General features: G+C 74.7%; 24 protein-coding genes and 1 riboswitch. Of the genes, 10 read left to right on the top strand and 14 right to left on the bottom strand.

The window, feature by feature from the left end; translation table 11 throughout:
• Positions 1–25: 25 nt before the first annotated feature.
• Positions 26–1,354, bottom strand: coding sequence for an endonuclease Q family protein (locus IQ279_RS07435; protein ID WP_206347544.1), 1,329 nt, complete (start codon positions 1,352–1,354; stop codon positions 26–28).
• Positions 1,355–1,428: 74 nt separating this feature from the next.
• Positions 1,429–1,492, top strand: a riboswitch (guanidine-III (ykkC-III) riboswitch).
• Between the two features lie 39 nt (positions 1,493–1,531).
• On the opposite strand from IQ279_RS07435, the gene IQ279_RS07430 reads away from it, so the two are divergent.
• Positions 1,532–1,846, top strand: coding sequence for a DMT family transporter (locus IQ279_RS07430; protein ID WP_206347543.1), 315 nt, complete (start codon positions 1,532–1,534; stop codon positions 1,844–1,846).
• Between the two features lie 59 nt (positions 1,847–1,905).
• Here the strand turns inward: IQ279_RS07430 and IQ279_RS07425 are convergent, their stop codons facing one another.
• A complete protein-coding gene (locus tag IQ279_RS07425) occupies positions 1,906–2,103 on the bottom strand; it encodes a hypothetical protein (RefSeq protein WP_206347542.1) in 198 nt (65 codons plus the stop codon).
• Between the two features lie 204 nt (positions 2,104–2,307).
• Between IQ279_RS07425 and IQ279_RS07420 the strand changes: the two genes are divergently transcribed.
• The 6 genes from IQ279_RS07420 to IQ279_RS07395 all read left to right on the top strand — a co-directional run bounded on the left by IQ279_RS07420 (position 2,308) and on the right by IQ279_RS07395 (position 8,141).
• On the top strand, positions 2,308–3,429 hold the full coding sequence (locus IQ279_RS07420; protein WP_206347711.1) for an LLM class flavin-dependent oxidoreductase: 1,122 nt from the start codon (positions 2,308–2,310) through the stop codon (positions 3,427–3,429).
• Positions 3,430–3,524: 95 nt separating this feature from the next.
• Positions 3,525–4,217 carry an FMN reductase gene (locus tag IQ279_RS07415; protein ID WP_206347541.1) on the top strand — a complete coding sequence of 231 codons (693 nt, stop codon included), beginning with the start codon at positions 3,525–3,527 and terminating at the stop codon, positions 4,215–4,217.
• A 60-nt stretch (positions 4,218–4,277) separates the two neighbouring features.
• Positions 4,278–5,276, top strand: coding sequence for a helix-turn-helix domain-containing protein (locus tag IQ279_RS07410; protein WP_206347540.1), 999 nt, complete (start codon positions 4,278–4,280; stop codon positions 5,274–5,276).
• A 44-nt stretch (positions 5,277–5,320) separates the two neighbouring features.
• Positions 5,321–5,800 carry a VOC family protein gene (locus IQ279_RS07405; RefSeq protein WP_206347539.1) on the top strand — a complete coding sequence of 160 codons (480 nt, stop codon included), beginning with the start codon at positions 5,321–5,323 and terminating at the stop codon, positions 5,798–5,800.
• 159 nt (positions 5,801–5,959) lie between these two features.
• A complete protein-coding gene (locus IQ279_RS07400; protein ID WP_206347538.1) occupies positions 5,960–6,982 on the top strand; it encodes a glutathione S-transferase family protein in 1,023 nt (340 codons plus the stop codon).
• 148 nt (positions 6,983–7,130) lie between these two features.
• Complete coding sequence (locus tag IQ279_RS07395) at positions 7,131–8,141, top strand: zinc-binding dehydrogenase (protein ID WP_206347537.1); 1,011 nt, start codon at positions 7,131–7,133, stop codon at positions 8,139–8,141.
• Positions 8,142–8,369: 228 nt separating this feature from the next.
• Here the strand turns inward: IQ279_RS07395 and snpA are convergent, their stop codons facing one another.
• On the bottom strand, positions 8,370–9,026 hold the full coding sequence (snpA, locus tag IQ279_RS07390; protein ID WP_206347536.1) for a snapalysin: 657 nt from the start codon (positions 9,024–9,026) through the stop codon (positions 8,370–8,372).
• Between the two features lie 330 nt (positions 9,027–9,356).
• On the opposite strand from snpA, the gene IQ279_RS07385 reads away from it, so the two are divergent.
• Complete coding sequence (locus IQ279_RS07385) at positions 9,357–10,517, top strand: LysR family transcriptional regulator (RefSeq protein ID WP_372445098.1); 1,161 nt, start codon at positions 9,357–9,359, stop codon at positions 10,515–10,517.
• A 27-nt stretch (positions 10,518–10,544) separates the two neighbouring features.
• Here IQ279_RS07385 and IQ279_RS07380 read toward each other — a convergent pair whose 3' ends face one another.
• Positions 10,545–10,700 carry a hypothetical protein gene (locus IQ279_RS07380; protein WP_206347534.1) on the bottom strand — a complete coding sequence of 52 codons (156 nt, stop codon included), beginning with the start codon at positions 10,698–10,700 and terminating at the stop codon, positions 10,545–10,547.
• A 354-nt stretch (positions 10,701–11,054) separates the two neighbouring features.
• On the opposite strand from IQ279_RS07380, the gene IQ279_RS07375 reads away from it, so the two are divergent.
• Positions 11,055–11,690 (top strand): hypothetical protein, encoded by a 636-nt coding sequence (locus IQ279_RS07375; RefSeq protein WP_206347533.1) that lies wholly within the window; start codon positions 11,055–11,057, stop codon positions 11,688–11,690.
• 79 nt (positions 11,691–11,769) lie between these two features.
• On the opposite strand, the gene IQ279_RS07370 is transcribed toward IQ279_RS07375, so the two are convergent.
• The 5 genes from IQ279_RS07370 to IQ279_RS07350 form a co-directional block, all read right to left on the bottom strand.
• Positions 11,770–12,639 carry a dioxygenase family protein gene (locus IQ279_RS07370; protein ID WP_206347532.1) on the bottom strand — a complete coding sequence of 290 codons (870 nt, stop codon included), beginning with the start codon at positions 12,637–12,639 and terminating at the stop codon, positions 11,770–11,772.
• 91 nt (positions 12,640–12,730) lie between these two features.
• Entirely contained in the window at positions 12,731–13,621 is an 891-nt protein-coding gene (locus IQ279_RS07365) for a helix-turn-helix transcriptional regulator (RefSeq protein ID WP_241027782.1), read from the bottom strand.
• A 92-nt stretch (positions 13,622–13,713) separates the two neighbouring features.
• A complete protein-coding gene (locus tag IQ279_RS07360; RefSeq protein WP_241027781.1) occupies positions 13,714–15,786 on the bottom strand; it encodes a neutral/alkaline non-lysosomal ceramidase N-terminal domain-containing protein in 2,073 nt (690 codons plus the stop codon).
• A gap of 389 nt (positions 15,787–16,175) precedes the next feature.
• The gene (locus IQ279_RS07355) at positions 16,176–16,748 is read right to left on the bottom strand and encodes a GNAT family N-acetyltransferase (RefSeq protein ID WP_206347529.1); all 573 of its coding nucleotides are present in this window, start codon (positions 16,746–16,748) and stop codon (positions 16,176–16,178) included.
• Between the two features lie 124 nt (positions 16,749–16,872).
• On the bottom strand, positions 16,873–17,031 hold the full coding sequence (locus IQ279_RS07350; RefSeq protein ID WP_206347528.1) for a hypothetical protein: 159 nt from the start codon (positions 17,029–17,031) through the stop codon (positions 16,873–16,875).
• Between the two features lie 223 nt (positions 17,032–17,254).
• On the opposite strand from IQ279_RS07350, the gene IQ279_RS07345 reads away from it, so the two are divergent.
• A complete protein-coding gene (locus IQ279_RS07345) occupies positions 17,255–18,283 on the top strand; it encodes a LacI family DNA-binding transcriptional regulator (RefSeq protein ID WP_307792254.1) in 1,029 nt (342 codons plus the stop codon).
• Between the two features lie 28 nt (positions 18,284–18,311).
• Here the strand turns inward: IQ279_RS07345 and IQ279_RS07340 are convergent, their stop codons facing one another.
• From IQ279_RS07340 to IQ279_RS07320, 5 genes are all read right to left on the bottom strand, one after another.
• Positions 18,312–18,941, bottom strand: a complete 630-nt coding sequence (locus IQ279_RS07340; protein WP_206347527.1) for a dihydrofolate reductase family protein — start codon at positions 18,939–18,941, stop codon at positions 18,312–18,314.
• Positions 18,938–19,474 (bottom strand): SRPBCC domain-containing protein, encoded by a 537-nt coding sequence (locus tag IQ279_RS07335; RefSeq protein ID WP_206347526.1) that lies wholly within the window; start codon positions 19,472–19,474, stop codon positions 18,938–18,940. The genes IQ279_RS07340 and IQ279_RS07335 overlap by 4 nt, the downstream gene beginning before the upstream one ends.
• Positions 19,471–19,809, bottom strand: coding sequence for an ArsR/SmtB family transcription factor (locus IQ279_RS07330; protein WP_206347525.1), 339 nt, complete (start codon positions 19,807–19,809; stop codon positions 19,471–19,473). Before IQ279_RS07330 ends, IQ279_RS07335 begins: the two co-directional genes overlap by 4 nt.
• A gap of 124 nt (positions 19,810–19,933) precedes the next feature.
• Positions 19,934–20,833, bottom strand: coding sequence for a macrolide 2'-phosphotransferase (locus IQ279_RS07325; RefSeq protein ID WP_206347524.1), 900 nt, complete (start codon positions 20,831–20,833; stop codon positions 19,934–19,936).
• Positions 20,834–20,978: 145 nt separating this feature from the next.
• Positions 20,979–22,184 (bottom strand): vWA domain-containing protein, encoded by a 1,206-nt coding sequence (locus tag IQ279_RS07320; RefSeq protein WP_206347709.1) that lies wholly within the window; start codon positions 22,182–22,184, stop codon positions 20,979–20,981.
• Between the last annotated feature and the right edge of the window lie 79 nt (positions 22,185–22,263).

The raw sequence follows: 22,263 nt of genomic DNA, 5'->3' as shown, positions 1-22,263 counted from the left end.
GCGCCTTTGCGGCTGCCCCCGAGCCCTACCGGCCCGCCCCGCCCGCCGGCGCCGGCTTCTCCCACCGCTCCCCGGTGTCCTCGGGGCCGAACAGCGAGACCGAGCCGTACCGGCCGTCGTAGCCGGACTCGCGCCGCACCCGGTGGGCGCGCAGCCGCTCGATCGCCTCGGCCGTCTCCGGCTCGCCCGCCCCGCGCACCCGGTCCACCGGCACCTGGAGCAGCAGCGGCAGCTCGGGTCCCAGGGCGGCGGTCAGGCTCTCCAGGGCGCGTTCGACGGTCCTGGTCCTCGGCCCGACACCGAGGATCTCACCCGCGATCTCCGGCAGCGGGACGATCTTCAGGGCCTCGCCGCCGGTGGACGGCCTCCGCCCGGGGGCGCGGTCGGCCAGCTCCTCGACCCGGTGGAGCACGCCGACGGTCGGCCTCCTGCCGCACACCGGGCACCTGCCGCCGCTCTCCCTGGTCTCGGTCGGCTCCAGCCGCACCCCGCAGGCGCGGTGCCCGTCCAGGTGGTACTTGCCCGCCTCCGGGTACAGGTCCACGGTGCCGGCGTACCCCCGGCCGGTCTCCAGGGCGCGGCGGATCGCGAAGTAGTCCACCTCGGTGTCGAACACGGTGGCGTTGCGGCCCAGGACGGGCGGGGAGTGCGCGTCCGAGTGGCTGACCAGCCGCAGGCGGTCCAGCGAGGAGACCCGCCAGTTCATCTCCGGATCCGAGGACAGGCCCGTCTCCAGGGCGAAGACGTGGTCGGCCAGGTCGCCGTAGCACTCGTCCACGCCGTCGAAGCCGGACTTCGAGCCGAGGACGCCGAACCAGGGCGTCCAGGCGTGCGCGGGGACCAGGTAGGCGCCCTCGCCGCAGGACAGGACGGCCTCCAGCAGATCGCGGGAGTCCACCGCCAGGGCGGGACGACCGTCCGAGGCGAGGTCGCCGTAAGGGGACAGGGCGCGGGCCAGGCGCCCGGCCGCTTCGAAGTCCGGCTCGTAGCACAGGTGGTGGATCCGGCGGCCCCGGCCACCGCGCCGGTAGTTGGTGGCGACCTCCACCTGGAGCAGGAAGCGCAGCGGGCCGCGGCAGGCCGGCGGCAGGTCCTCCAGCACCTCGCGGTCGAGGTCGTCGCGCAGCCGGAACAGGCCCGGCTCCGCGGGCACCAGCGACTCGCGCAGCACGTTCGCCCACACGGGGTGGAGGAAGTCGCCGGTGCCCAGCACGGTGATCCCCTTGCGCCGCGCCCACCGGGCCAGGTGCGGCAGATCGCTGTTGCGGCTGCACGCCCTGCTGTACCGGGAGTGCACATGCAGGTCGGCGTAGTAGCGCATGTACTCCCGCGTGCCCGGGAAGCGCGGCGGCATGACGGGAGGCGCCCAGGGGCGCGCAGGGGGCGTGGAGAGGCGCGGGCCGGGCGCGGTGCGGTCCGGTGTTAGGTTTGGCCGTGGCGCCCCCGCGCCCCGGACGAGCGCGCCGTACCCGGCAGGACAAGACGGCGCAGGTCATACGCGGCAAGGCACATCACCTGCGGAGGTCACGTCGTGGCGTGGGTCGTACTGGTCGTATCGGGGCTCCTGGAAGCGGTGTGGGCCGCGGCGCTCTCGGCGTCGCACGGCCTGACCCGGCTCAGGCCCAGTGTGCTGTTCGTCGTCGCCCTCGCCCTCAGCATGGGCGGCCTGGCCTACGCGATGCGCGGCATCCCCATCGGCACCGGGTACGCGGTGTGGGTCGGGATCGGGGCCGTGTGCACGGCGCTGTACGGGATGGTCGCGCTGGGCGACCCCGCCTCCACCGGGCGTGTGCTCTGCCTGGTGCTGATCGTCGCCGGTGTCGTGGGCCTGAAGATCCTGGAGTGAGCGCGGTGGGGACCGGTCCGCACGGGCCGGACCCCACCGCACGCGGTCCGAGGACCTCCTCAGCGAGAGGCGTCGCCCTCGCCGGAGACGCCGGGGCTGCCGGGAGCGCCCTTCTCGCGCCCGGTGTGCTCGGTCGTGGCCGGGTCGACCCGTCCCCTGGCGGTCTCGCCGGACAGATGGCGGACGTGCTCCTTGGCCACCTGCCTGAGCCGCTCGTCCTTCTCGTGCCGCTCTTCCTTGCGACGGCGTTTGAACATGCTGCCTCGCTCCCTGCCTCGTACGGGCTGCCCGTGCGGGCCGTACGGGCAGCCCGCTGTGGGCGTTCCGCGCTACGCGGTTCCCCGCTCCCGGGTGTCCATGCCTGCCGGGTGGGGAGCAGTGGGGAGGGGAGCCGGAATAGGGAGGGGAGCCCGGCTGTTCGGTAAAGTGATTGAACAATCAACCATCTGGATGTGAGCGCAGTGCAGTTCGGAATCTTCACCGTGGGCGACGTCACCCCGGACCCGACCACGGGCCGGACGCCCACCGAGCACGAACGCATCAAGGCCATGGTCGCCATCGCGCTCAAGGCCGAGGAGGTGGGCCTGGACGTCTTCGCCACCGGCGAGCACCACAACCCGCCCTTCGTGCCCTCCTCGCCGACGACCATGCTGGGCTGGATCGCCGCCCGCACCGAGCGCCTGATCCTGTCCACCTCCACCACCCTGATCACCACCAACGACCCGGTCAAGATCGCGGAGGACTTCGCGATGCTCCAGCACCTGGCCGACGGGCGCGTGGACGTGATGCTGGGACGGGGCAACACCGGGCCGGTCTACCCCTGGTTCGGACAGGACATCCGCCAGGGCATCCCGCTGGCCATCGAGAACTACGCGCTGCTGCACAAGCTGTGGCGCGAGGACGTGGTGGACTGGCAGGGCCGCTTCCGCACCCCCCTGCAGGGCTTCACCTCCACCCCGCGCCCGCTCGACGGCGTCCCGCCGTTCGTCTGGCACGGCTCCATCCGCTCCCCGGAGATCGCCGAGCAGGCCGCCTACTACGGCGACGGCTTCTTCCACAACAACATCTTCTGGAACAAGGAGCACACCCAGCGCATGGTCTCCCTGTACCGGGAGCGCTACGCCCACTACGGCCACGGCACCGCCGAGCAGGCGATCGTCGGTCTGGGCGGTCAGGTGTTCATGCGGCGCGACTCCCAGGACGCCGTCCGCGAGTTCCGCCCGTACTTCGACAACGCGCCCGTCTACGGACACGGGCCGTCGCTGGAGGACTTCACCGAGCAGACCCCGCTGACGGTGGGCAGCCCGCAGCAGGTCGTCGAGAAGACCCTCGCCTTCCGCGACTACGCCGGCGACTACCAGCGCCAGCTCTTCCTGATGGACCACGCCGGGCTGCCGCTGAAGACCGTGCTGGAGCAGATCGACATGCTCGGCGAGGAGGTCGTGCCCGTGCTGCGCGAGGAGTTCGCCGCCAGGCGTCCCGCGCAGGTGCCGGACGCCCCCACGCACGCCTCCCTCCTCGCCCGCCGCGAGGCGGGGGCCGAAGCCGGAACCGAGGCCGCGTCCCCCGGAACCACGGTCTGACAAGGCCCGGCACGGCCCGACCACAGCCACCGCATCCCGTCCGGACCCCGCCGGGCACACCGGACGCCCCGCACAGGACCCGTAGGAGCACCACCATGGAACCCATCCGGATCACGGCCGTCTCGGCCGGCCTCGGCCGCCCCTCCTCCACCCGCCTGCTCGCCGACCGGCTGGCGCAGGCGGCCCGGCGGCACCTGGAGGACGGGGAGCGTCCGGTGGAGACACGAGTGGTGGAGCTGCGAGACCTGGCCACCGACATCGCCCACAACCTGGTCACCGGCTTCCCCGGCCCCGCCCTGGCCGAGGCGGTCGAGGCGGTGACGGGGGCGGACGGCCTGATAGCGGTCACCCCGGTCTTCACCGCCTCCTACAGCGGCCTGTTCAAGTCCTTCTTCGACGTCGTCGACAACACCGCGCTGCACGGCAAGCCGGTCCTGATGGCCGCGACCGGCGGCACACCGCGCCACTCCCTGGTCATCGAGCACGCCATGCGCCCGATGTTCGCCTACCTGCGGGCGGTCACCGTCCCCACCGCCGTCTACGCCGCCTCCGGGGACTGGGGCGGCGTGGACGAGAGGGTGGGCGAGCTGTCGGCCAGGATCGAACGGGCGGGACAGGAGCTGGCGGAACTGGCCGGGACCCGGCCGAGGCCCGCCGGGAGGGCCGGCACGGCGGGTGCGAACGGTGTGGACGACGCTGCCGAGGCGACCGGCCCGGCCGACGGGGCCGGGGAGACGGAGACCGTCGTCCCCTTCGCCCGGCACCTGGCCGCCCTCGGCCTGGACTGATCCGCCCGCACCCCGCCTGCCGCGTCCGCCCTCCCCGCCTCAGGGCCGATACTGGGCCGTATGGGCACCACGACCGGAACCGGCCCCGCGTCTCCCGCCGGCCGCCCCGGGGCCGGCGGGGCGGTCGACGAGTACGTGTGCCGCCGGCCGGCCCCCGCCCTGCGGCCGTACGTCGCCCGGTACACCGGCTACCGCCAGGCCGGTCTGCGGCCCGCCCTCCACCGGGGCCTGCCCTCCCCGTACCTGACGCTGATCCTCACCCTGGACGACCGGCTCACCGTGGCCGCCCATCCCGATCCCCGGCAGCCGCCCGGCCACTACGACACGCTGCTCGGCGGCCTTCACGCGGCGCCCGCGCTGATCACCCACGAGGGCAGGCAGTCGGGCGTCCAGATCGCGCTCGGCCCGCTGGGCGCACGGGCCCTGCTGGGTCCGCCCGCCGGCGAGCTGGCACATCTGGACGTGCCCGCCGACGCCGTGCTCGGGCGGCACTGCGCCGAGCTCCACGACCGGCTGCGGCAGGCCGCGACCTGGCCGGAGCGCTTCGCCGTACTCGACCGCGTCCTGCCGCGTCTGCTGCGCCCGGAGCGGACCGCGCGCCCCGAGGTGGCGCGTGCCTGGCACCGGCTGCTGGCCTCCGGCGGCGCCGTCTCCGTCCCGGAACTGGCGGAGGAAGCCGGCTGGAGCACCCGCCACCTCACCGGCCGTTTCCGCACCGAGATCGGACTCACGCCCAAGGCCGCGGCCCGGGTGGTCCGCTTCGACCGGGCCCGCCGTCTGCTGGAGGCCCGGGCCGTCGAGGCCGCCGGGGCTGTGGGGGCCCGCGGGGCCGACGGGACGGTCGCCGCGGGCGCGGGCGAGCTGGGGCTGGCCGTACTGGCAGCCGAGTGCGGTTACTTCGACCAGGCCCATCTGGCCCGGGAGTTCCGGGCGCTGGCGGGCTGCGCACCCAGCCGCTGGCTGGAGCTGGAGCACGGCGCACTGTTCCGAAACGTCCAAGCCGCCGAGGGCGCCCCGGCACCACAGTGGGACGTGCGGGGGCTCACCGAGGACGGGTGAGCCGCGAGAACCCGGAAGCGACCCGACGATGGAGGACGGCGGAGATGACGGCAGGCACGAACGGCACGGCACCGCACCCCACGGCACCGCACCCCACGGTGTGGCCGACGCTGCGGGCCCACGACGCCCCGGCGCTGATCCGCTTCCTGGCCGACGCGTTCGGCTTCGAGGAGACACTGGTCGTCAGGGGCGAGGGCGCGGACGCGGACACCGTCCACCACGCGCAGCTGGACTGGCCCGAGGGCGGCGGGATCATGCTCGGCTCGGTGCGCGGGGGCGACGACGACCCCTGGCCCCTGGAGCCGGGGAGTTTCGGCGCGTACGTCGTCACCGCACGCCCCGACGAGCTCTTCGCGCGGGCCGTGCGCGCCGGTGCACGGGTGCTGAGGGAGCCGTACGACACCGACCACGGCTCCCGCGACTTCGCCGTGCGCGACGTCGAGGGCAACAGCTGGCAGTTCGGCACCTACCGCGGCGAGCCGCGCGGGGCGGCGCGTCCGGAACGGGCCACCGCCGGAAGCTGACGGGGCGGGGCCGCCGGGCGTACGGGTGCCGGGACGCGGGAGCGGGTAGGCGTCCAATCCCCGCGCCCCGTCGCCCGAGAGCCCGAGAGCCGGCGAGTCGGCGAGCCGGACGACCGGGGCGTTTCGAGAGTCCCGAAGCCCGAGAGGAAGACAGCCCCCATGACGACCAGCGTCGGCAACCCCGGCAGCACGACAGCCGAGTACAAGAGGTCCCCGAGCCACTTCACCGACCGCATCACGGCCGACGGCGCCGACGGCTGGCCGGTCGAGGCCGGACGGTACCGGCTGGTGGTCAGCCGGGCCTGCCCCTGGGCGAGCCGCGCCCTGGTGGTGCGGCGGCTGCTCGGCCTGGAGGACGCGATCTCCCTGGCCGTCACCGACCCCCTGCAGGACGAGCGGAGCTGGCGCTTCACCCTGGACCCGGACGGCCGGGACCCTGTGCTGGGCATCGCCTTCCTCGGCGAGGCGTACGCCGCCCGCGAGCCCGGCTACGACGGCGGCATCAGCGTCCCGGCGGTCGTCGACGTCCCCAGCGGCGTGCTCGTCACCAACGACTACCCGCGCATCACGCTCGACCTGGCCACCGAGTGGACCGCGCTGCACCGCGACGGCGCGCCCGACCTGTACCCCGAGCCGCTGCGCGACGAGATCGACGAGGTGATGGAGGACGTCTACCGCAATCTGAACAACGGCGTCTACCTGGCCGGATTCGCCAAGAGCGAGCGGGCCTACGAGCGCGCCTACCGGAACCTGTTCGCCTGCTGGGACCGGCTCTCCGAGCGCCTGGCCGGACGCCGCTACCTGGTGGGGGACACCATCACCGAGGCCGACGTGCGGCTGTTCACGACCCTGGTGCGCTTCGACGCGGTCTACCACAACCACTTCAAGTGCAACCGCAACAAGCTGACCGAGGACCCGGTGCTGTGGGCCTACGCCCGCGACCTCTTCCAGACCCCCGGCTTCGGCGACACGGTCGACTTCGACCACATCAAGCGCCATTACTACCAGGTGCACACCGACATCAACCCCACCCAGATCGTGCCTCTGGGCCCGGACCCGTCCGGCTGGCTGACCCCGCACCACCGCGAGGAGCTGGGCGGGCGGCCCTTCGGCGACGGGACCCCGCCCGGCCCGCCGCCCGCGGCGGAGGAGATCCCCGCGCAGGGCCGGGCCGACGCCTGATCCGGGCCGGGACCGCAGGCGGGGCCGTGTCCGGGACCGGGAACGCGGGCACGGTGCGAAACCACCGGCCGGGCCGCATTCCCCGTCTCCGGCGCGGGTACCCCGGCGGGAACGCAAGGAGAAACGCAGGCACCGATGCGGGAGACAGGTGGTCACCGTGCTCGCCGGACGGCTGGACGTGAAGACGCGCGCCTTCTCGGTGGAGGAGGTGCCCACCCCGCGCCCGGGGCCGGGGGAGGTGCTGGTCAAGGTGGAGGCCGCGGGGGTCTGCCTGTCGGACGTACACCTGATCGACGGCACGCTCACCCCGCTGTACCTGTCCGGGGACACCGTCACCCTCGGCCACGAGGTCGCGGGCGTCGTCGCCGAGCCGGGCGCGGGCGTGACCCGGTGGCGGCCGGGGCAGCGCGTTCTGCTCCAGGCCGGGGAGGAACGGGACGGGGTGGTGTGGACCCGCGGCGTGGACTACGACGGGGGCTGGGCCGAGTACGCGGTGGCGGCCGGGTCGACGCTGGTGCGGATCCCGGACGAGCTGCCCTTCGAGCAGGCCGCGATCATCCCGGACGCGGTGTCCACCCCGTGGGCCGCCATCACCGCCACCGCCCGCACCGAGCCCGCGCGTCCGGCCGGCGTCTGGGGCGCGGGTGGTCTGGGCGTGCACGGCGTGCAGCTGCTGCGCCTGGTGGGCGCCGCGCCGATCATCGCTGTCGACCCCCTGCCCGAGGCGCGTGAGCGGGCCCTGGCCTTCGGCGCCGACCTGGCCCTCTCCTCGGACGACCCCGAACTGCCCGCCCGGGTGCGGGGGGAGACCGGCGGGGCCGGGCTGGCCGTCGCCTTCGACTTCGCCGGGGTGCCGGCGGTGCGGGAGCAGGCGGTGCGCTGCCTGGGGCAGGGCGGCAGGCTGGTGCTGGTCGGGCTCACCGACAGGCCGCTGACCATCACCGACGGCACCGCCTTCAGCTACTTCCAGCAGCAGGTGCTGGGCCACTACGGCTCCTCCGACGAGCATGTGGTGCAGCTCGTCGAACTGGTGCGGCGGCACCGGGTGGAGTTCTCGCGGTCGGTCAGCGGGGTGCTGCCGCTGGCGGAGGCACGGGAGGCGGTGGACCGGCTGCTGCGCAAGGAGGGCAACCCGGTCCGGCTGATCCTGCGCCCCTGACGCGGCGCCGGCGAGGCCTCTGCGCGGGGTGTGCCGACGGGGTTTCGGCGGTACGGGCCGTGCGGAAGGTGGGCGCCGGCGCCGGGCAGGGTCTCGTCTCTCCTGCCCGGCGCCGGAGCGGGGCCGCCGGACCGGCGTCCGTGGGGGGAGAAAAACGCCGGGCCGGCGGGCGGCCGCGCCGGTCGGCCGCCGTCCGGTGAGGCGGCTCACCGGACGACGGCACCGTCGTCAGCGGGCCTTGGCGGTGGACTCCTTCTGGAAGGCGCTCAGGCCGTACGACCAGATCTGGTTGACCCGGCTGCGCTCGGCGGCGTTGGGGTAGGCGTTGGTGCAGGACGGGCCGGGGCCGCCGCCGGACATCAGCTCGCTGCACGGCCCGGAGTAGTTGTCCCGCAGGCCCAGCACGTGGCCGGTCTCGTGCGAGGTGACGCGGGTGGAGTTGTAGACCTGGTTCTGCCGGTAGTCCAGGAAGATGTAGCCGTTGCCGCGGCCGTCGGTGCTGGCGTAGGAGCCGCGCGAGTCGTTGCCCTCGTAGTACCGGAAGTCGGCGTTGCTGCCCGAGACCAGGCGCACGTTGCTGACCGAGGAGTTCCAGATCTGGGCGCTGCGGGATATCTCGGTGGCGAACGAGGGAGCCCGGCTGGCGTCGTAGACGACCGTGACGGCCTGTGCCCCCGTGGCACGCTGCTTGGACAGCGCGGACTCCAACACGGCCTCGAAGAAGGCCCTGGTGTTGGCCTGGTCGGCGGCGGAGCCGGAGTACGCGGCGACCGAGGCGGGGAGCCGGTCGGCCTGGGAGGGGGCCGCGGAGGCCGGCACCGCGGTCAGGGCCAGGGCCGTGCCCAGGCCGAGCGCCGCGGCCAGGGCCGCTCTGGAGGACTTCATGTGGGGGTCTCCTTCTCGTCGGTGAACCCGGGTGCGGAACCTGATACGGAACCTGTGGGGGGCCGGGTCCGGCGGAGGAACTTCGGTCAGTCAGGATTGTGTTCGACCTCCGCGCCGCCGGGATGATGCCAACCGGCGATAGCGCCGGACTATCACCCGTGATCGCACCGCCCGGTCTCCCGGCGCGGGAAGGTGTGCCGGGGGCCCGCCGGAACGGCCGGAGGCGGCCCGACCCGCGCGCCGGGAACGCCGGGCATGCCGTTTCGGCGGCGTTTGGACGGCTGGTGCCGCCTGTTGGGGCGTCGTTATCCTCCAGGTGTGGAGCTCGACGTGAGGCATCTGCGTGTGCTGTGCGCCATCGCCGACGCCGGCAGCGTCCGCAAGGCGGCGCTGCGCCTGGGCATGAGCCAGCCCTCCCTGACCACACAGCTGCGCCGTATCGAGAACGCCATCGGCGGGCGGCTGTTCACCCGGGAGCGGACGGGCAGCCGTCCCACGGCCCTGGGGCGGTCCGTGCTCTGCCGCGCGCGCCCGATCGTCGCCGACATGGCGGCCCTGGTGAGCGAGGCGAGGAGCGCGGCGGCGCTGGACGGAGGGGCGCGGCTGCGGGTCGGCAGCACGGCCAGCCGCGCCGTGGCCGGATGGGTGCGCAGACTCCGGGTCCGCTACCCCGGCGCGGGGACCGGGCTCCACATCGACGTCTCGGCCAACTCGCTGCTCCAGACGGTCGCCGACGGGCAGGTGGACGTGGCGTTCGTCCACGAGCCGGAGGGCTTCCCGCTGCGCTTCCCGCCAGGGGTGGAACAGCACGTCCTGGTCGCCAGGGAACCGCAGTTCATCGCCCTGCCCGAGACCCATCCCCAGGCCGGCCGCCGGGTGGTGGACATGGCCGATCTCGCCGACGACCAGTGGATCGTCGACTTCACGGCGGACGGGGAGTGGGCCGCCACACGCCGTGCCTTCGCGACCGCCGGACTGAACCCGCGCATGGTCCACGTGCCCGACAACACCACCGCCGCGGCGCTGATCGCCGGGGGCGAGGCGGTGAGCGTGTGCCAGCCCGTCTCGCAGCAGCGCCAGGGAATGGTCATCCGCCCGCTGCGCGACGACCCGCTGGCGGTACGGCTGTTACTGGCCTGCCGGTCGGACAGCCCGCCGGCGGCCGAGATCGGCGGCCTGCGAGCCGATCTCATGGCCGCCTACGCCGAGGTCGCCTGGGCCAGCCCGGCCTACCGCTGGTGGCTGCTGCGCCACGGCGGTGCGCTGCTCCCCCCGCCGGAGGGCGGACCCGGCCCGGCGCCGTCCGTCGCCGAGCCCTCCGGTGTGCCGGCGCCGGGCCGTACGCCCGGCCGTGCGGACGCCGCGGACGGCCTGCCGGACGGGTCGCCGGAGCACGTCCTGGCCGCGGTACCCGGCCCGCCCCGCGCCGCACGGCGGCCCGCTCCGCACAGCACGGTGCCGCGCGTGCCCCGGGCGCGCGGGGGCGGTTGAGGCTTACACGGGGCGGGCGGCCCCGGCTCAGCCCCTGCCGAGGCCCAGCGGCGGCTCGACGGTGTGGAAGCACTGGGTGCACACATAGCCGCCGTGCGGCCCCTCCTGGACCGACCAGCCGCACTGCGCGCAGTGCATCACGGCCACGTCGGGCGCCGGGACGTCGGAGTGCGATGGGGTCATCCGGTGGCTCCGCAGTTGCCGCATGACCAGCGCCCGTCGGGGCCCTGGATCACGGTGGCTCCGCATGTGGTGCAGTTCAACGGCAGTTCCCCTTCCGCCGTACCCTGCCTGGCCGCCCGCGCCGCCGGTGCTGTCACCACCGGGGGCGCGGCTGTCACAGGTCACCGTAGCCCGGCGCACGGCCGGTGACGAGACCCCCTACGCGCGCCCTGCTTCCTGATCCGCCTCCCGGTGCGGTGCCCCGCGCGCCGCCGGGCGCCCGGTGGCGCAATTCACCCCGGCGGCCCGGGCGGGGGCTCGTTACCATCGGGGTACCGAATACCGGAATCCGCTCTTCCGAAATGCGGGACCAAGGTGTCTGCTGATCTCTCCTCCGTCATAGCCGCCACCACCCGGTGGCTGGTCCGTGCCTACCCGACCGCCGGCGGCGTGCTCAGCGCCTCCCTGGCCGAGGCGCAGGCGCGCCAGGCGGTCACGGTCGCGGCCTGGCTGCGCTATCCGACGCCGCTGGACGCCGCGCTGGTGGCGGTCGCCGGGCCGGGTGGCGCCCTGCGGCTGGACCGGATCACCGGCGCTGCGGCCCCGGAGCAGGCCGGCTCCGGCGATTCCGGCGGCTCCGGCATCTTTGACGACCCCGGCGGCGCGTCCGCCGGACTGCCGTGGATCCCCGTGCCGCGCGAGCCCGGCGAGACGGGGAGCGCCTGGCGCACCTGGGTGGACGAGGTCCTCGCCAGCTGGGCGGCCTGCCTGTTGACCTCGCCGGATCTGGTGGAGGAGGCGGTGGCCGGCGCCCTGCGCAGCGAGCACGCGCGGGGGCCGGCGGTCGACTTCCGGAGGCTGGCCGCTCCCGACGGGCTCGACCGGGATGCCGCGCCCCTGCTGCGCCACCCCGACCTGATGGAGCCGGTCGCCGGACTGCACCGCGACGGACTCCTGGCCTGCCTCGGATCCCACCGGGGTCCGAGCACCGGGGCCGCGGCGGCCGACTGACCACGCCCGGGCCCACCACCGGGTTCCGGTGACGGGCCCGGGCGACGAGACCCGGCGGGCGGGGATCAGGCGGTGGGGATCAGGCCCGCCGCCACAGGGCCGGGGTGTTCGGCGGCTCCCAGCCGGTCTGGGACAGATGCGCCTGGAGGCAGGTGTAGGAGGCTCCGCCGTACTCCACCCGGTCCCCGGCCCCGTAATTCACCCCCGCGCGCCAGGTGCCGCCGGGGCCGTCCGGGGGCGGGGTGGGCGGCGGCGTCTGGGAGACGTCGAGGACGAAGTCGAACGTCGCCTCCTTCGCCGAGCCGGCCGTCCGCACGTTCATCAGCAGCGCGGGGTCGAAGATCGCGTCGGTGCCGTTGCGCGGCTCGCCCGGGAAGTAGAGCTGGGTGGTCAGCACGGGACGGCCCGGCGCCTGCGCCTTGACGTGGATGTGCCGGGTGCGGCCCGGATACAGGCCGGGGACGATCGTGGTGAGTTCGAACGCCCCCCGCGCGTCGGTGTACTGGTGGCCTCGGAACCGGTGGCCGGTGTTGTCGTAGGCGCCGTCCGCGTCCGCCTGCCAGAAGTCCAGCAGCACGTCCGCGATCGGCTGGCAGGCCCGGCCGAACACGTAGCCGCTGACGGTCAGCCGTGTGCCCCGGGTGCCCGCGTCGACCAGTGAGGTGCGGCGCGGCGAGTTCGGCTTGAAGTACGGGCCCTCCATCTGCGGCGGTGTGGGGTCGTCCCCGTCGTCGCAGTACGGGGTGAGCGGGAGCTGCTCGCCGGCGGACGACGGCCGCAGGGTGCGGGCCAGGGCCGGCGCACCGCCGACGAGCAGCGGCAGGGGAGCGGCCAGCAGCGCCCCCTTGAGCACGCTCTTGCGGCTGATGGGGCGCGGCCCGGAGCCGGGGCCGGACCCGGAGGCCGCCCCGGAGCCGGCTCCGGGGCGGGGGGTGTGGTGGTCTTCCACGGTTTCTCCTGCTGTCGGGGAATGTGGTATGGACCTTTCGCGAGCAGGTCTGAACCTATGTGGGTGCCCGAGCGGAGGCGATGGACAGAACTCAGCGGTCGTGGTGATTCGCTCCGGCCCCGCCCCGGTCCGCCCCGCCGTCCGCCCCCGCCCCGCTGCGGAAGGCGCCGGGGGTGACACCGGTCTCCCGGCGGAAGAAGCGGCAGAAGTACGCCGGATCGGCGAAGCCTGTCCGCCGGGCCACCTGGCCCACCGTCATCCCCGTCCCCGTCAGCAGCCGTTTGGCCTCCAGCACCCGCGCTCGCCGCAGAAGCTCTCCCGGGGTGCGCCCGGTGGCCCGCTTGACCGTCTCGTTCAGATGGCCGGCCGACACTCCCAGCCGCGCCGCGCACTCGCGCACCGACAGCCGTCCCGCCTCCGGCTCCTCCAGTAGCCGGCCGAACTTCCGGGCCGCCTCGGAGGCCCGTCCGCCCTCCGGCCCGGCCGCGGCGGCGGGCGGGCCGCCGCCGGGCAGCCGGCTCGCGCGGACGAGGAGGACGTGCAGATAGGACTGGAGGACGGAGGCGAATCCCTCGCCCCGGGCGCGGTACTCCCGGTCCATCTCCCGCAGCAGCGCCGAGAGCCGCACCGCCTCGTCGCGCGGCGGCCGCAGCCACGGCCGCTCACGCAGGCCCCGCAGCGTCTCGCGGTCCTCCGGGTGCTCCAGCAGGAAGTCGTCGGTGAACAGCACCACCCAGCCGTTCAGGCCCGAGACCCCGCGCCAGTGGTGCACCTGCCCGGGAGTGACCGCGCAGAGGTTCGGCGGGCTCAGCCGCCACGGCACCGCGTCCACCACATGCGTGCCGCGGCCGCTGGTGACGTACACGATCTCGTGGAAGACGTGCCGGTGCGGGAAGCCGGCGCGTGACAGCGGCCCGATGGTGTCGAAGGAGCCGATGGCGAACGGCAGTTCGTTCGGCGCGGGCACCTCCAGCCGGTGCAGCGGTACCGGCTCGTACGTCACTCCACCCACCTCCCCGGCGGGCCGGGCGGCCCGGTGGAGCATAGTGCGGGACGCCCGGCCACCGGGAAGGATCAGGCCAGCACGGTGAACGTGCGCGTGGTGCCGGAGAAGGAACGGGCGCCGCCCACCAGGGGCTTGGCGTCGCCGTGGTAGCGGACGCGGTAGCGGCCGGGGGCGGCGCCGGCGGGCACGTCCCAGGTGACGGTCACCTTCGAGGCGGCGATCCCGTCGCGCTCCCAGCGGAAGGCCGTCGACCAGTCGCCGTCGTCGGCGACCGTGCGCCACACCCCGTCCTCGTACCGCTCCACCCGCAGATAGGTGCTGCCCCGGTGCAGGTCGTTGCCGGGATGGGCGCCGGCGAACACCGCCGTGACCCGCTCACCGGCCCGGTAGCCCTCGCGCGGCTGGCTCAGCACGTCACCGAACGAGCGCCCGATCCGCGGGGCGTCCAGCACGATCGGCGGCTGGAGGGCGAGCGGCGCGGCGGACAGGTCGGGCGGCTCCGGGCCGGCCGGCAGCGCCCGCCCCTCGCGCATTGCACGGGCCAGCTCCGCCGAGACCTGCTGGATCGCGGGCAGTTGCCAGCGGCCGAAGAGGGTGCTGCCGCCCTCGTAGTGCTGGGCGTCGTACTCCTCGGGGGTGGTGAGGTAGTGGAAGTAGGAGTTGGCGTAGCCCGCCACCAGTACGTCGTCCAGGTCCGCGCCGGTGGCCTGTGCGACGGTGCGCCGCAGCCGCAGCCCCGCCGCGATGGTGACCTCGCCGGGGACGCCGATCAGGTACAGGCGGCCGATCCGCACCAGCTGCACGGGGACGATCTCCTGCACCCAGGGGTAGACCCGGTTCATCTCCCCGATGGGCACGGCGATCGCCTTGGGCGCGTGGGCGTCGCGCAGCTCCGGCGAGACGGTGTAGACCACCGAGTCGGAGATGGCGTCCCAGAAGGGGTTCTCGCCCTCGGAGAAGCCGGGGAAGGCCGGCCCGTCCTCCGTGCTGCCCGCCGCCATGGCCGCGCCGACGGCCGGCCTGGCGGTCCTGTGGGTGCGCCCGTCGCCGGTGAACTCCGGCCCCACGGTGACGTCGGAGAGGTCCACGTACACCAGCCGGGAGTCCACGCCGCCCGACAGCCGGGTGCCGGGCCGGTCCAACTGCCGTGCGGCGGCCTGGTACTGGAGCAGACCGTTGGCCCGGGTGCGCTCGAAGTCCTCCGGCGTGGTGGGCGGCTCCAGGTCGGGGTTGGGGGACATGTCGCCGGCGTTGGTCTGCGCGAAGGCGGTGATCAACTCGGGTGCGTCGTCGGCCAGATAGTCCGCGCCCGCCACCTCGCGCTCCCAGTGGTAGGCGGCGTATCCCTTGTTGTCGGCGCTGATGAGCCGGTTGTCGCCGGACATGCTGGTGCAGTGGGTGGCGAACCAGTTGACCGCGCCCACCAGCCGCCCCTGCCGCTCGATCCGCAGCAGCGTGGTGAGCGGGTCGACGGCGTCGGGGAAGTGGGCTCTGACGTCGGCCGGGTTGCGCTCGAAGGCGGTGCGGGAGCGGTTGACGCTGGCTCCGCGCAACTCCCCATGGGAGAGGGCGAGTTCGGAAGGCGCCAGATCGGCGTGGGCCCGGCCCACGGCCTCCACGATGCCGCGCACGACCGCGTCGAAGGTCTTGGCGTGGAAGCCGAGCGTGGTGATGTTGTAGAGCAGGTGGTGGGAGTAGCCGCCCGGCCCGGCGTGGGTGTGGGTGGCGGTGATCATGGTGTTGCGGGCGTTGTAGAGGCCGCCGTACCGCTCGTCCAGGGCGCGCAGCACCGCCTGGTGCACGCTGGAGAAGATCATGGGGGAGTCGACCACGACGAGGGCCACCCGCTCCCCGGCGCTCCCGTCCCCGGCCCGGTCGGCGATGACGAAGGCGCGGGCCCGCAGCCGGTTGTGCAGGCCCTGGGCCTGCTGGTCGGTGCGCCCGTAGCCCATCATGCCGACCTCGGCCACCTCGCCGGTGGCGTCCGCGATGCCGCGTCCCACCTGGTAGGAGCCGGCTCCCGCGGCATCGGCCTGCCCGGTGGCGGTGGTACGGACGGCGGTGGGGCCTGCGGCGGCGTGGGCCGCGGCCGCGGGGAGCCCGGCGAGGCCGAGCCCGGCCGTCGCGGCGGTGGCGCGCAGGACGCTGCGGCGGCTGCTGCCCGGTGTACGGGCGGGGGTGTCCGGCGCGGCCGGTGTGCCCGGCGTGTCCGGGGTGGCGTCGGACGGTGTGCGCCGCTGGGTTCGGGGATCGCTCACGTGCGGCTCCTCACGGTGCAGTAGGGGGTTACCGCCGGTTTACCGACAGGAGTTGTGAGCATGACACCCCTGGCATCCGCAGACAATCCGTCTGCGCGGGATCGCCGCCGGAACGGCCGCGGTGCCCCTGGCCGCTCCGGCGGAAACCCGGTGCGCCTTCGACGGACCCGCCCGCACGGGCCGTGGTGGACCGGGCGGCGGAACCCGCCGGACGGATACGGCCCGCCCCGACCCCGCGCCGGACACCTGACCCCGCGGGCGGAGCCGGACGACTACCACAGATCGCCCTCGCGCCAGTCGCAGACCAGCTCACCGGAGGCGTCCAGCTCCGCACCACCGGCCACCGGCAGCACGTGCACGCACCCGTCGTCCTCCTCCGTGCGCACGGTGCCCGAGGGGGTGAGCGCCGAGACGGGCCCCCGCCACAGCAGCCAGCCGCGCGTCGCGTAGAAGTCCAGCGCCTCGTCGGTGGAGGCCAGCGCACCCAGGTCGTACGCGCCGCGCACCACCCGCTCCAGCGCCCCCATCAGCGCCGCCCCGTACCCGCGCCCGCGCCGGTCGGCGCGGACCCCCACCCCCTCCACGTAGCCGGTGCGCAGCGCCCGGCCGCCGTGCAGCAGCCGCCGCTGCACCAGTGAGGCGTGACCCACCAGCTCCGCGCCCTCCCAGGCCAGCGCGTGCACACCGCCCAGGGCGTGCTCCCAGTCCTGGTCGGTCATGTCCCTCTCGAACACCTCGTCGAGCAGGGACCGGGCCGCCGCGCGTACGGAGGGGGCCAGATCCGCCGTGTGGACGAGGGAGATCCCGCCGGAACCGCCGCCGTCCCCGATCCTGATACCGGTCATGCGCCCATCCTGGCAGCACGGCGCCGCCCGCCGCCGTGGAGACACGGCGGCGGGCGGCGGTGCTCGGGGGTGCCCGGGGAAGCGGCCGTACCCGGGGCCGGCGGCCGGACAGGGGCGGTGCGCCTCAGCGGCGTCCCGGCCCCCGGTCGCGCAGCCTGCTCAGGGCCTGCTTGGCCTGGGACCGCTTCCTGGGGTCGGAGGCCGCCCTCTTGGCCTGCCGGGTCAGTCGGCGACCCTGCGGGGTTCGGGCGAACATGGCGATCTTGCTCAGAATGCCCGGCACGGTTCCTCCAGCTGTTCACGGGTGCCCGCCGAGACGAGCCGCACCCTTTGCGCTCGGTTGTCCTCTTCGCCTCCTACCCCGGCGGGCGCGGGTGATGTACGGGCCCTCCCCGGGGCCGGACCAGGGCCTTCGGGCGGCCTTCGGAACGCGTGTTCCGGGCGTGAGCGGGCCGCTCTAGGATGAGCCCCGGTTCGCCGGCGACCGCGGGCGGGAGGGAGGAGCGGTGAAGCGTCCCACGATGGTGGACATCGCCCGCCGTGCGGGGGTCACCAAGAGCGCGGTGTCCTTCGCGCTCAACGGCCGCCCCGGGGTGTCGGAGGCGACCCGCGCCAGAGTGCTCGCCATCGCGCAGGAGCTGGGCTGGCAGCCCAACAGCGCGGCCAGGGCCCTCTCGGACGGCCGGGCCGGGGCCTTCGGGCTGGTGGTGGACCGCCCCGCCCGCTCCCTGGGCATCGAACCGTTCTTCATGCAGCTGGTCTCCGGCATCCAGGACGAGCTGTCCGGGGACGGCACCTCCCTGCTGTTCACCGTCGCGCCCGACGCGGACGCCGAGACGGCCACCTACCGGGCCTGGTGGGCGCAGCGCAAGGTCGACGGCGTCTTCCTGGTCGACCTGCGGGTGGACGACCCCCGGATACGCGCTCTGGAGGAGCTGCGCCTGCCCGCCGTGGTGATCGGCGCGCCCGTCGGCACCGGAAGCCTGCCCGCGGTGTGGAGCGACGACGCGGCCGGGGTGCGCACCGCCGTCACCCACCTCGCCGGCCTCGGGCACCGCTCCATCGCCCACGTCACCGGTCCCGCCGCGCTGCGGCACACCCTTGTCCGCACCGAGGCGTTCGCCGCCGCCACCGCCGAGCGAGGCGTCACCGGCCGGAGCGTGGAGGCCGACTACAGCGGCGAACAGGGCTGTGCCGCCACCCGCGCCCTGCTGGAGGGGGAGGACCGCCCCACCGCGATCCTCTACGACAACGACGTGATGGCCGTCTCCGGCCTGAGCGCCGCGCAGAGCCTGGGCGCCCGCGTCCCCGCCGATGTCTCCCTGGTGGCCTGGGACGACTCACCGCTGTGCCGGCTGGTCCACCCCGGACTGACCGCGCTGCGCCGCGACATCGCCGCCTACGGCGCCCTGGCCGCCCGCCGGCTCAGGGACGTCGCCGCCGGTCACCGCGTCGAACACAGCCGCGCCCCCGACCCCGCCCTCACCGTCCGCGCCAGCACCGCCGCCCCCTCCCGGAGCGCGGCCCCGCTGTAGCCCGCCCGCGCCGGGCGGCCCGCCCGGGCTACCGTGCGAAGGCGGTGACGCCCTCGTACGTACCCCGTGACGCCTCGCCCGTCGTCTCGTACTCCAGGAGCAGCAGTCCGTTCGGCGTCGCCTCGTGGCGGACCAGCCGGAGACCGCAGGGGGCGCCGGGGCCGGACATCAGACGGCGGCCGGCCCTGAGCACCGTGGGCGCGACCACGAGGCGGAGCGTGTCGATCAGGCCGGCGGCCAGCAGCGCGTCCCCCAGGCGGGCGCTGCCGTGGATCTGGAGCTCCCGCCCCGGCCGTGCCCTGAGCTCGGCGACCGCGCCGACCGGGTCGCCCCCGAGCACGGTCGTGGGGTGCCAGGTCCCCTCGGCGAGGGTGTTGGACACGACGTACTTCGGCAGCGTGTTCATCCGCTCGGCGAACGGGTCGGCCGGGTCGGTGACCGCCGGCCAGTCGCGTGCGAACGCCTCGTAGGTACGCCGGCCCAGCAGCAGGCCGTCGGCGAGGTCGAGCCAGTCGGAGGCGCGCCGGACGAACGTTCCGTCCATGTGGGGGACGAGCCAGCCGCCGCGGCCGAAACCGCCGCTGGTGTCCTCGTCCGGCGAGCCGGGCCCCTGGCTGACCCCGTCGAGCGTGGTGAAGGCGGTGAGGGCGATCCTCATCGCGCAGCCCGTCGCGTGTCCGTGCTCTCGGCGAGGGCGGTCAGCTGGTCGGCGACCGACCCCCAGCCCTCGGCGAAGCCGAGCTTCGCGTGACGGGCGCGGGCCTCCGGGTCGCCGTGCCGCACGACCATCCGGTAGTCGGTGCCCTCCGGGTGGTCGGCGAGTGTGATCGTGGCGGTCATCGCGACCGGGGTGGGATCGGCGGGGCGCCAGGCGCTGTCGACCGCGTTGGTGAACACGATCCGGTGGAGTTCGTCGACGGCGAGGAAGCATGCGTCCAGGTGCGGGACGAACCCGCCCCCGTCCTCGCTCAGCCGCGTCACGAACGCCCCGCCGGGCCTCGGCTCCAGGTGGTCCACCCGGCAGCGGGCCGGGGCCGGGACCCACCACCGTTCGAGCCGGGCCGGGTCGGTCCAGGCGCGCCAGACGGTCGCGCGCGGTGCGCGGATGATCCGCTCCAGGACGAGATCGAGGTCGGGGTCGAAGCCGGGGCCGGGGTCGGAGCCGAATTCGAAGTCGGGGTCGCGGTTCACTGCCTGTTCTCCTCAGGGTCGGTGACGAACTGCTCGAGTCGGTCGGTGCGCTCCTCCCAGATCCGGCGCTGCTGTGCGAGCCAGTCGTCGACGAGGGCGAGCCGCTCGCGGTTGAGTACGCAGCTGCGCACCCGGCCGGACTTGACGGTGTGTATGAGCCCGCTCGACTCGAGCGTCCGCACGTGCTTCATGAACGAGGGGAGGGTCATCGGGAACTCGCGGGCGAGGTCGCCGACGCTCCTGGGCCCGTGGCCGAGGCGCCGGACGACGGCGCGCCGGGTGGGGTCGGCGAGGGCGACGAACACGACGTCCAGCTCCGCCGAATACTTAGCCATGTGGCTAAGTATTGCGCGGGGCAATGGTCGGTGCAAGTGCTGAGTGTCCAGGTGGCCGATCGGTACCGGCCGGTTGCGGAACTCAGCCGGCCCCGCCTCCGCGTCCCGCCGTTCCCGGGCGGCGTCAGGCTCCGGGGTTCAGCATCGCCGCCGCGGTGGCCCGGTCGGTCTCGGCGCCGGTGGTCAGCGCGTACAGGGCGTACCCGATCGGGGAGGCGTCCCACAGGTGCTTGGCCTGGGCCGCCAGGCCGGGATGGACGTGCCCGCCCGCCCGCTCGTACGCGGTGAGAGTGGCCCGCAGCATCTCCTCGCCCGCGGCGCCGTACTGGAAGGACAGGTCACGGGCGGGGTCGTCCACGCGGGCGGTGGTCCAGTCCAGAACCCCGGTGATCGCACCCTCCTCGTCCAGCAGCACGTGCGCGGGGTAGATCTCGCCGTGGGTCATCACGGTCCGCTCGGGCCAGCAGGTGTCGTCCTCGAGCCAGGCCCGCCAGGCCTCGGCCAGGGCGGGGGAGACGGTGAAGGCCTCGCTCACGCGGGCGATGTCGTCCCGCCACGCCTGACGTACTTGGGCCGGGGTGCGGACCTCGACACCCGCGGCCCCGGCCCGCTCCGGGGCGATGGAGTGCAGACGGGCCAGCAGGTGCCCCAGGCGCTCGGCGTAGTCCGGGCCGGCGGGGTCCATGTGCCAGTCGGGCTCTCCGTTATCGGTCAGGGTCAGGCCCGGGGCGCCGGGCAGGGCCGGATAGGCGATCAGCTCGGGGGCGCGGACCCGCCAGTCGGGGACCGCGACACCGTCCTCGGCCAGGACGGGGGCGACCAGGCCGAGGATGCGCCTCTCGGCGGCCATGCCCTCGGCGACGTCGGCGCGGCGCGGCACGCGCAGCACCCACCTGCGGCCGCTCGTGTCCAAGGCCATGACGACCCGGTAGTCCAGGCCCGCCTCGTTCACGGTGGCGTCCCGCGCGGACAGGTGCAGGCCGTGGGCGGCGGCCAGAGTGACGACGTCGTCGATGGTGTTCACGGGCCCACGCTCCCATCCGCGCCCGCGCCGCCTCCAGCCCTTTTCCCCGCCACCCGTACCGCCGAGGGCTGCCACTCCGGAGCGAGGCGACCCACTCCTCCCCGGCCGGCGCGCGGGTGACCGCCCGGGGATCGCGGGCGGGCTCTCAGCCGATGGTGACCACGCGCGCCCAGGGAGGCGGGGCGTCTGGGACGTAGAGGGGATCGTCCTCGTCCACGGCGCGGGCGGGGCGCGGGAAGAGGCCGACGACGGTGCGGCAGGGCGGCTGCGCGGAGGGCCACGGCGTCTGACCGTCGGTCAGGGCCACGATCACGTCCGGGCGGGGCCCGCGGCGCAGCGCCCGCTCGAAACCGGAGCGCAGATCCGTACCGCCGCCCCCGACCAGCTCCACGTCCTCGGCCCGGCACAGGGGCACGGCGACCCCGGCCGCCGCGTCGCATGAGATCACCGAGACCAGGTCGCGCCGCCCGCCCACCGCCCGCGATATCGCCACCACCTCCAGCAGTGCGCTGCCCAGCTCGGCGTCGCTCACCGATCCGGAGGTGTCGATCACGACGCGGACCCGGGGCGGCGTACGGCGCAGGCTCGGCAGCACCACGCCGGGGACACCGGCCGAACGCCGGGAGGGCCGCCGGTAGCTGTGGTTCTCGCCCGCCCCCGGTGCGCCCGCCGCCGAGCGGATCGCCGACCCCAGCAGCCGCCGCCACGGCTGCGGCGGATGAAACGCCTCCTCGGCCCACCGGCGCCAGCCCTCCGGCGCGTCGCCCGGCCGTCCTTTGATCCCCTCGGCGACCCGGAAGCGGACCGCGTCCCGCTGCTGCCTGCTCAGCCCGTACGCCCCGCCCGGCCCCAGCTCCCACGGCCGCTCCCGCCCGTCGGCGCCGCTGCCGCAGTCCAGCCAGGCCAGGTCGGCGGCGAGCCCCGACATCGAGGCCGTCCGCAGGTACTCCTCCATCAGCAGCCCGTCGGACAGCCCCAGCAGCGACGGCAGCACCGCACCGGCCGGGTGCGGCAGCCCGTCGCCGTAGATGTCGTCGTTGATCTCGAAGTCGGCGGCGATGTTCCGCCGCAGCGACTCGCCCGGACCGTACTCCCCGTGCTCCCGCGCGTATGCCTCGCTGCGCCCGTGGTGGTCCCGGAGCAGGTGGGAGACCTCGTGCACCCAGACACCCGCCAGTTCCTCCAGCGGGGTGCGCGCCACGAAGCCGGGGGAGACGTAGACGCGCCAGTGCGCGTCCACCGCCATCGTCGGCACCGAGCGGTCCTCCACCACGCGCAGCGCGAACAGCGCGTCGGCCAGATAGGGGCGGACCTTCACCGCGTGCAGCCGGGCGGCCAGCAACTTCTCCATGTCCAGGGCGCGCCCGGCCCGGCCGGCCGGGCCGGGCACGGGCTGCCGCGCCGGAGCCGGAACCCGCGCCGGACGCGGC

It is taken from the genome of Streptomyces verrucosisporus (genome assembly GCF_017114865.1).
GTDB classification, from domain to species: domain Bacteria; phylum Actinomycetota; class Actinomycetes; order Streptomycetales; family Streptomycetaceae; genus Streptomyces; species Streptomyces fenghuangensis.
The sequence above is the reverse complement of the archived record's forward strand: the minus strand, read 5'-3'. Positions and strand labels throughout refer to the sequence as shown.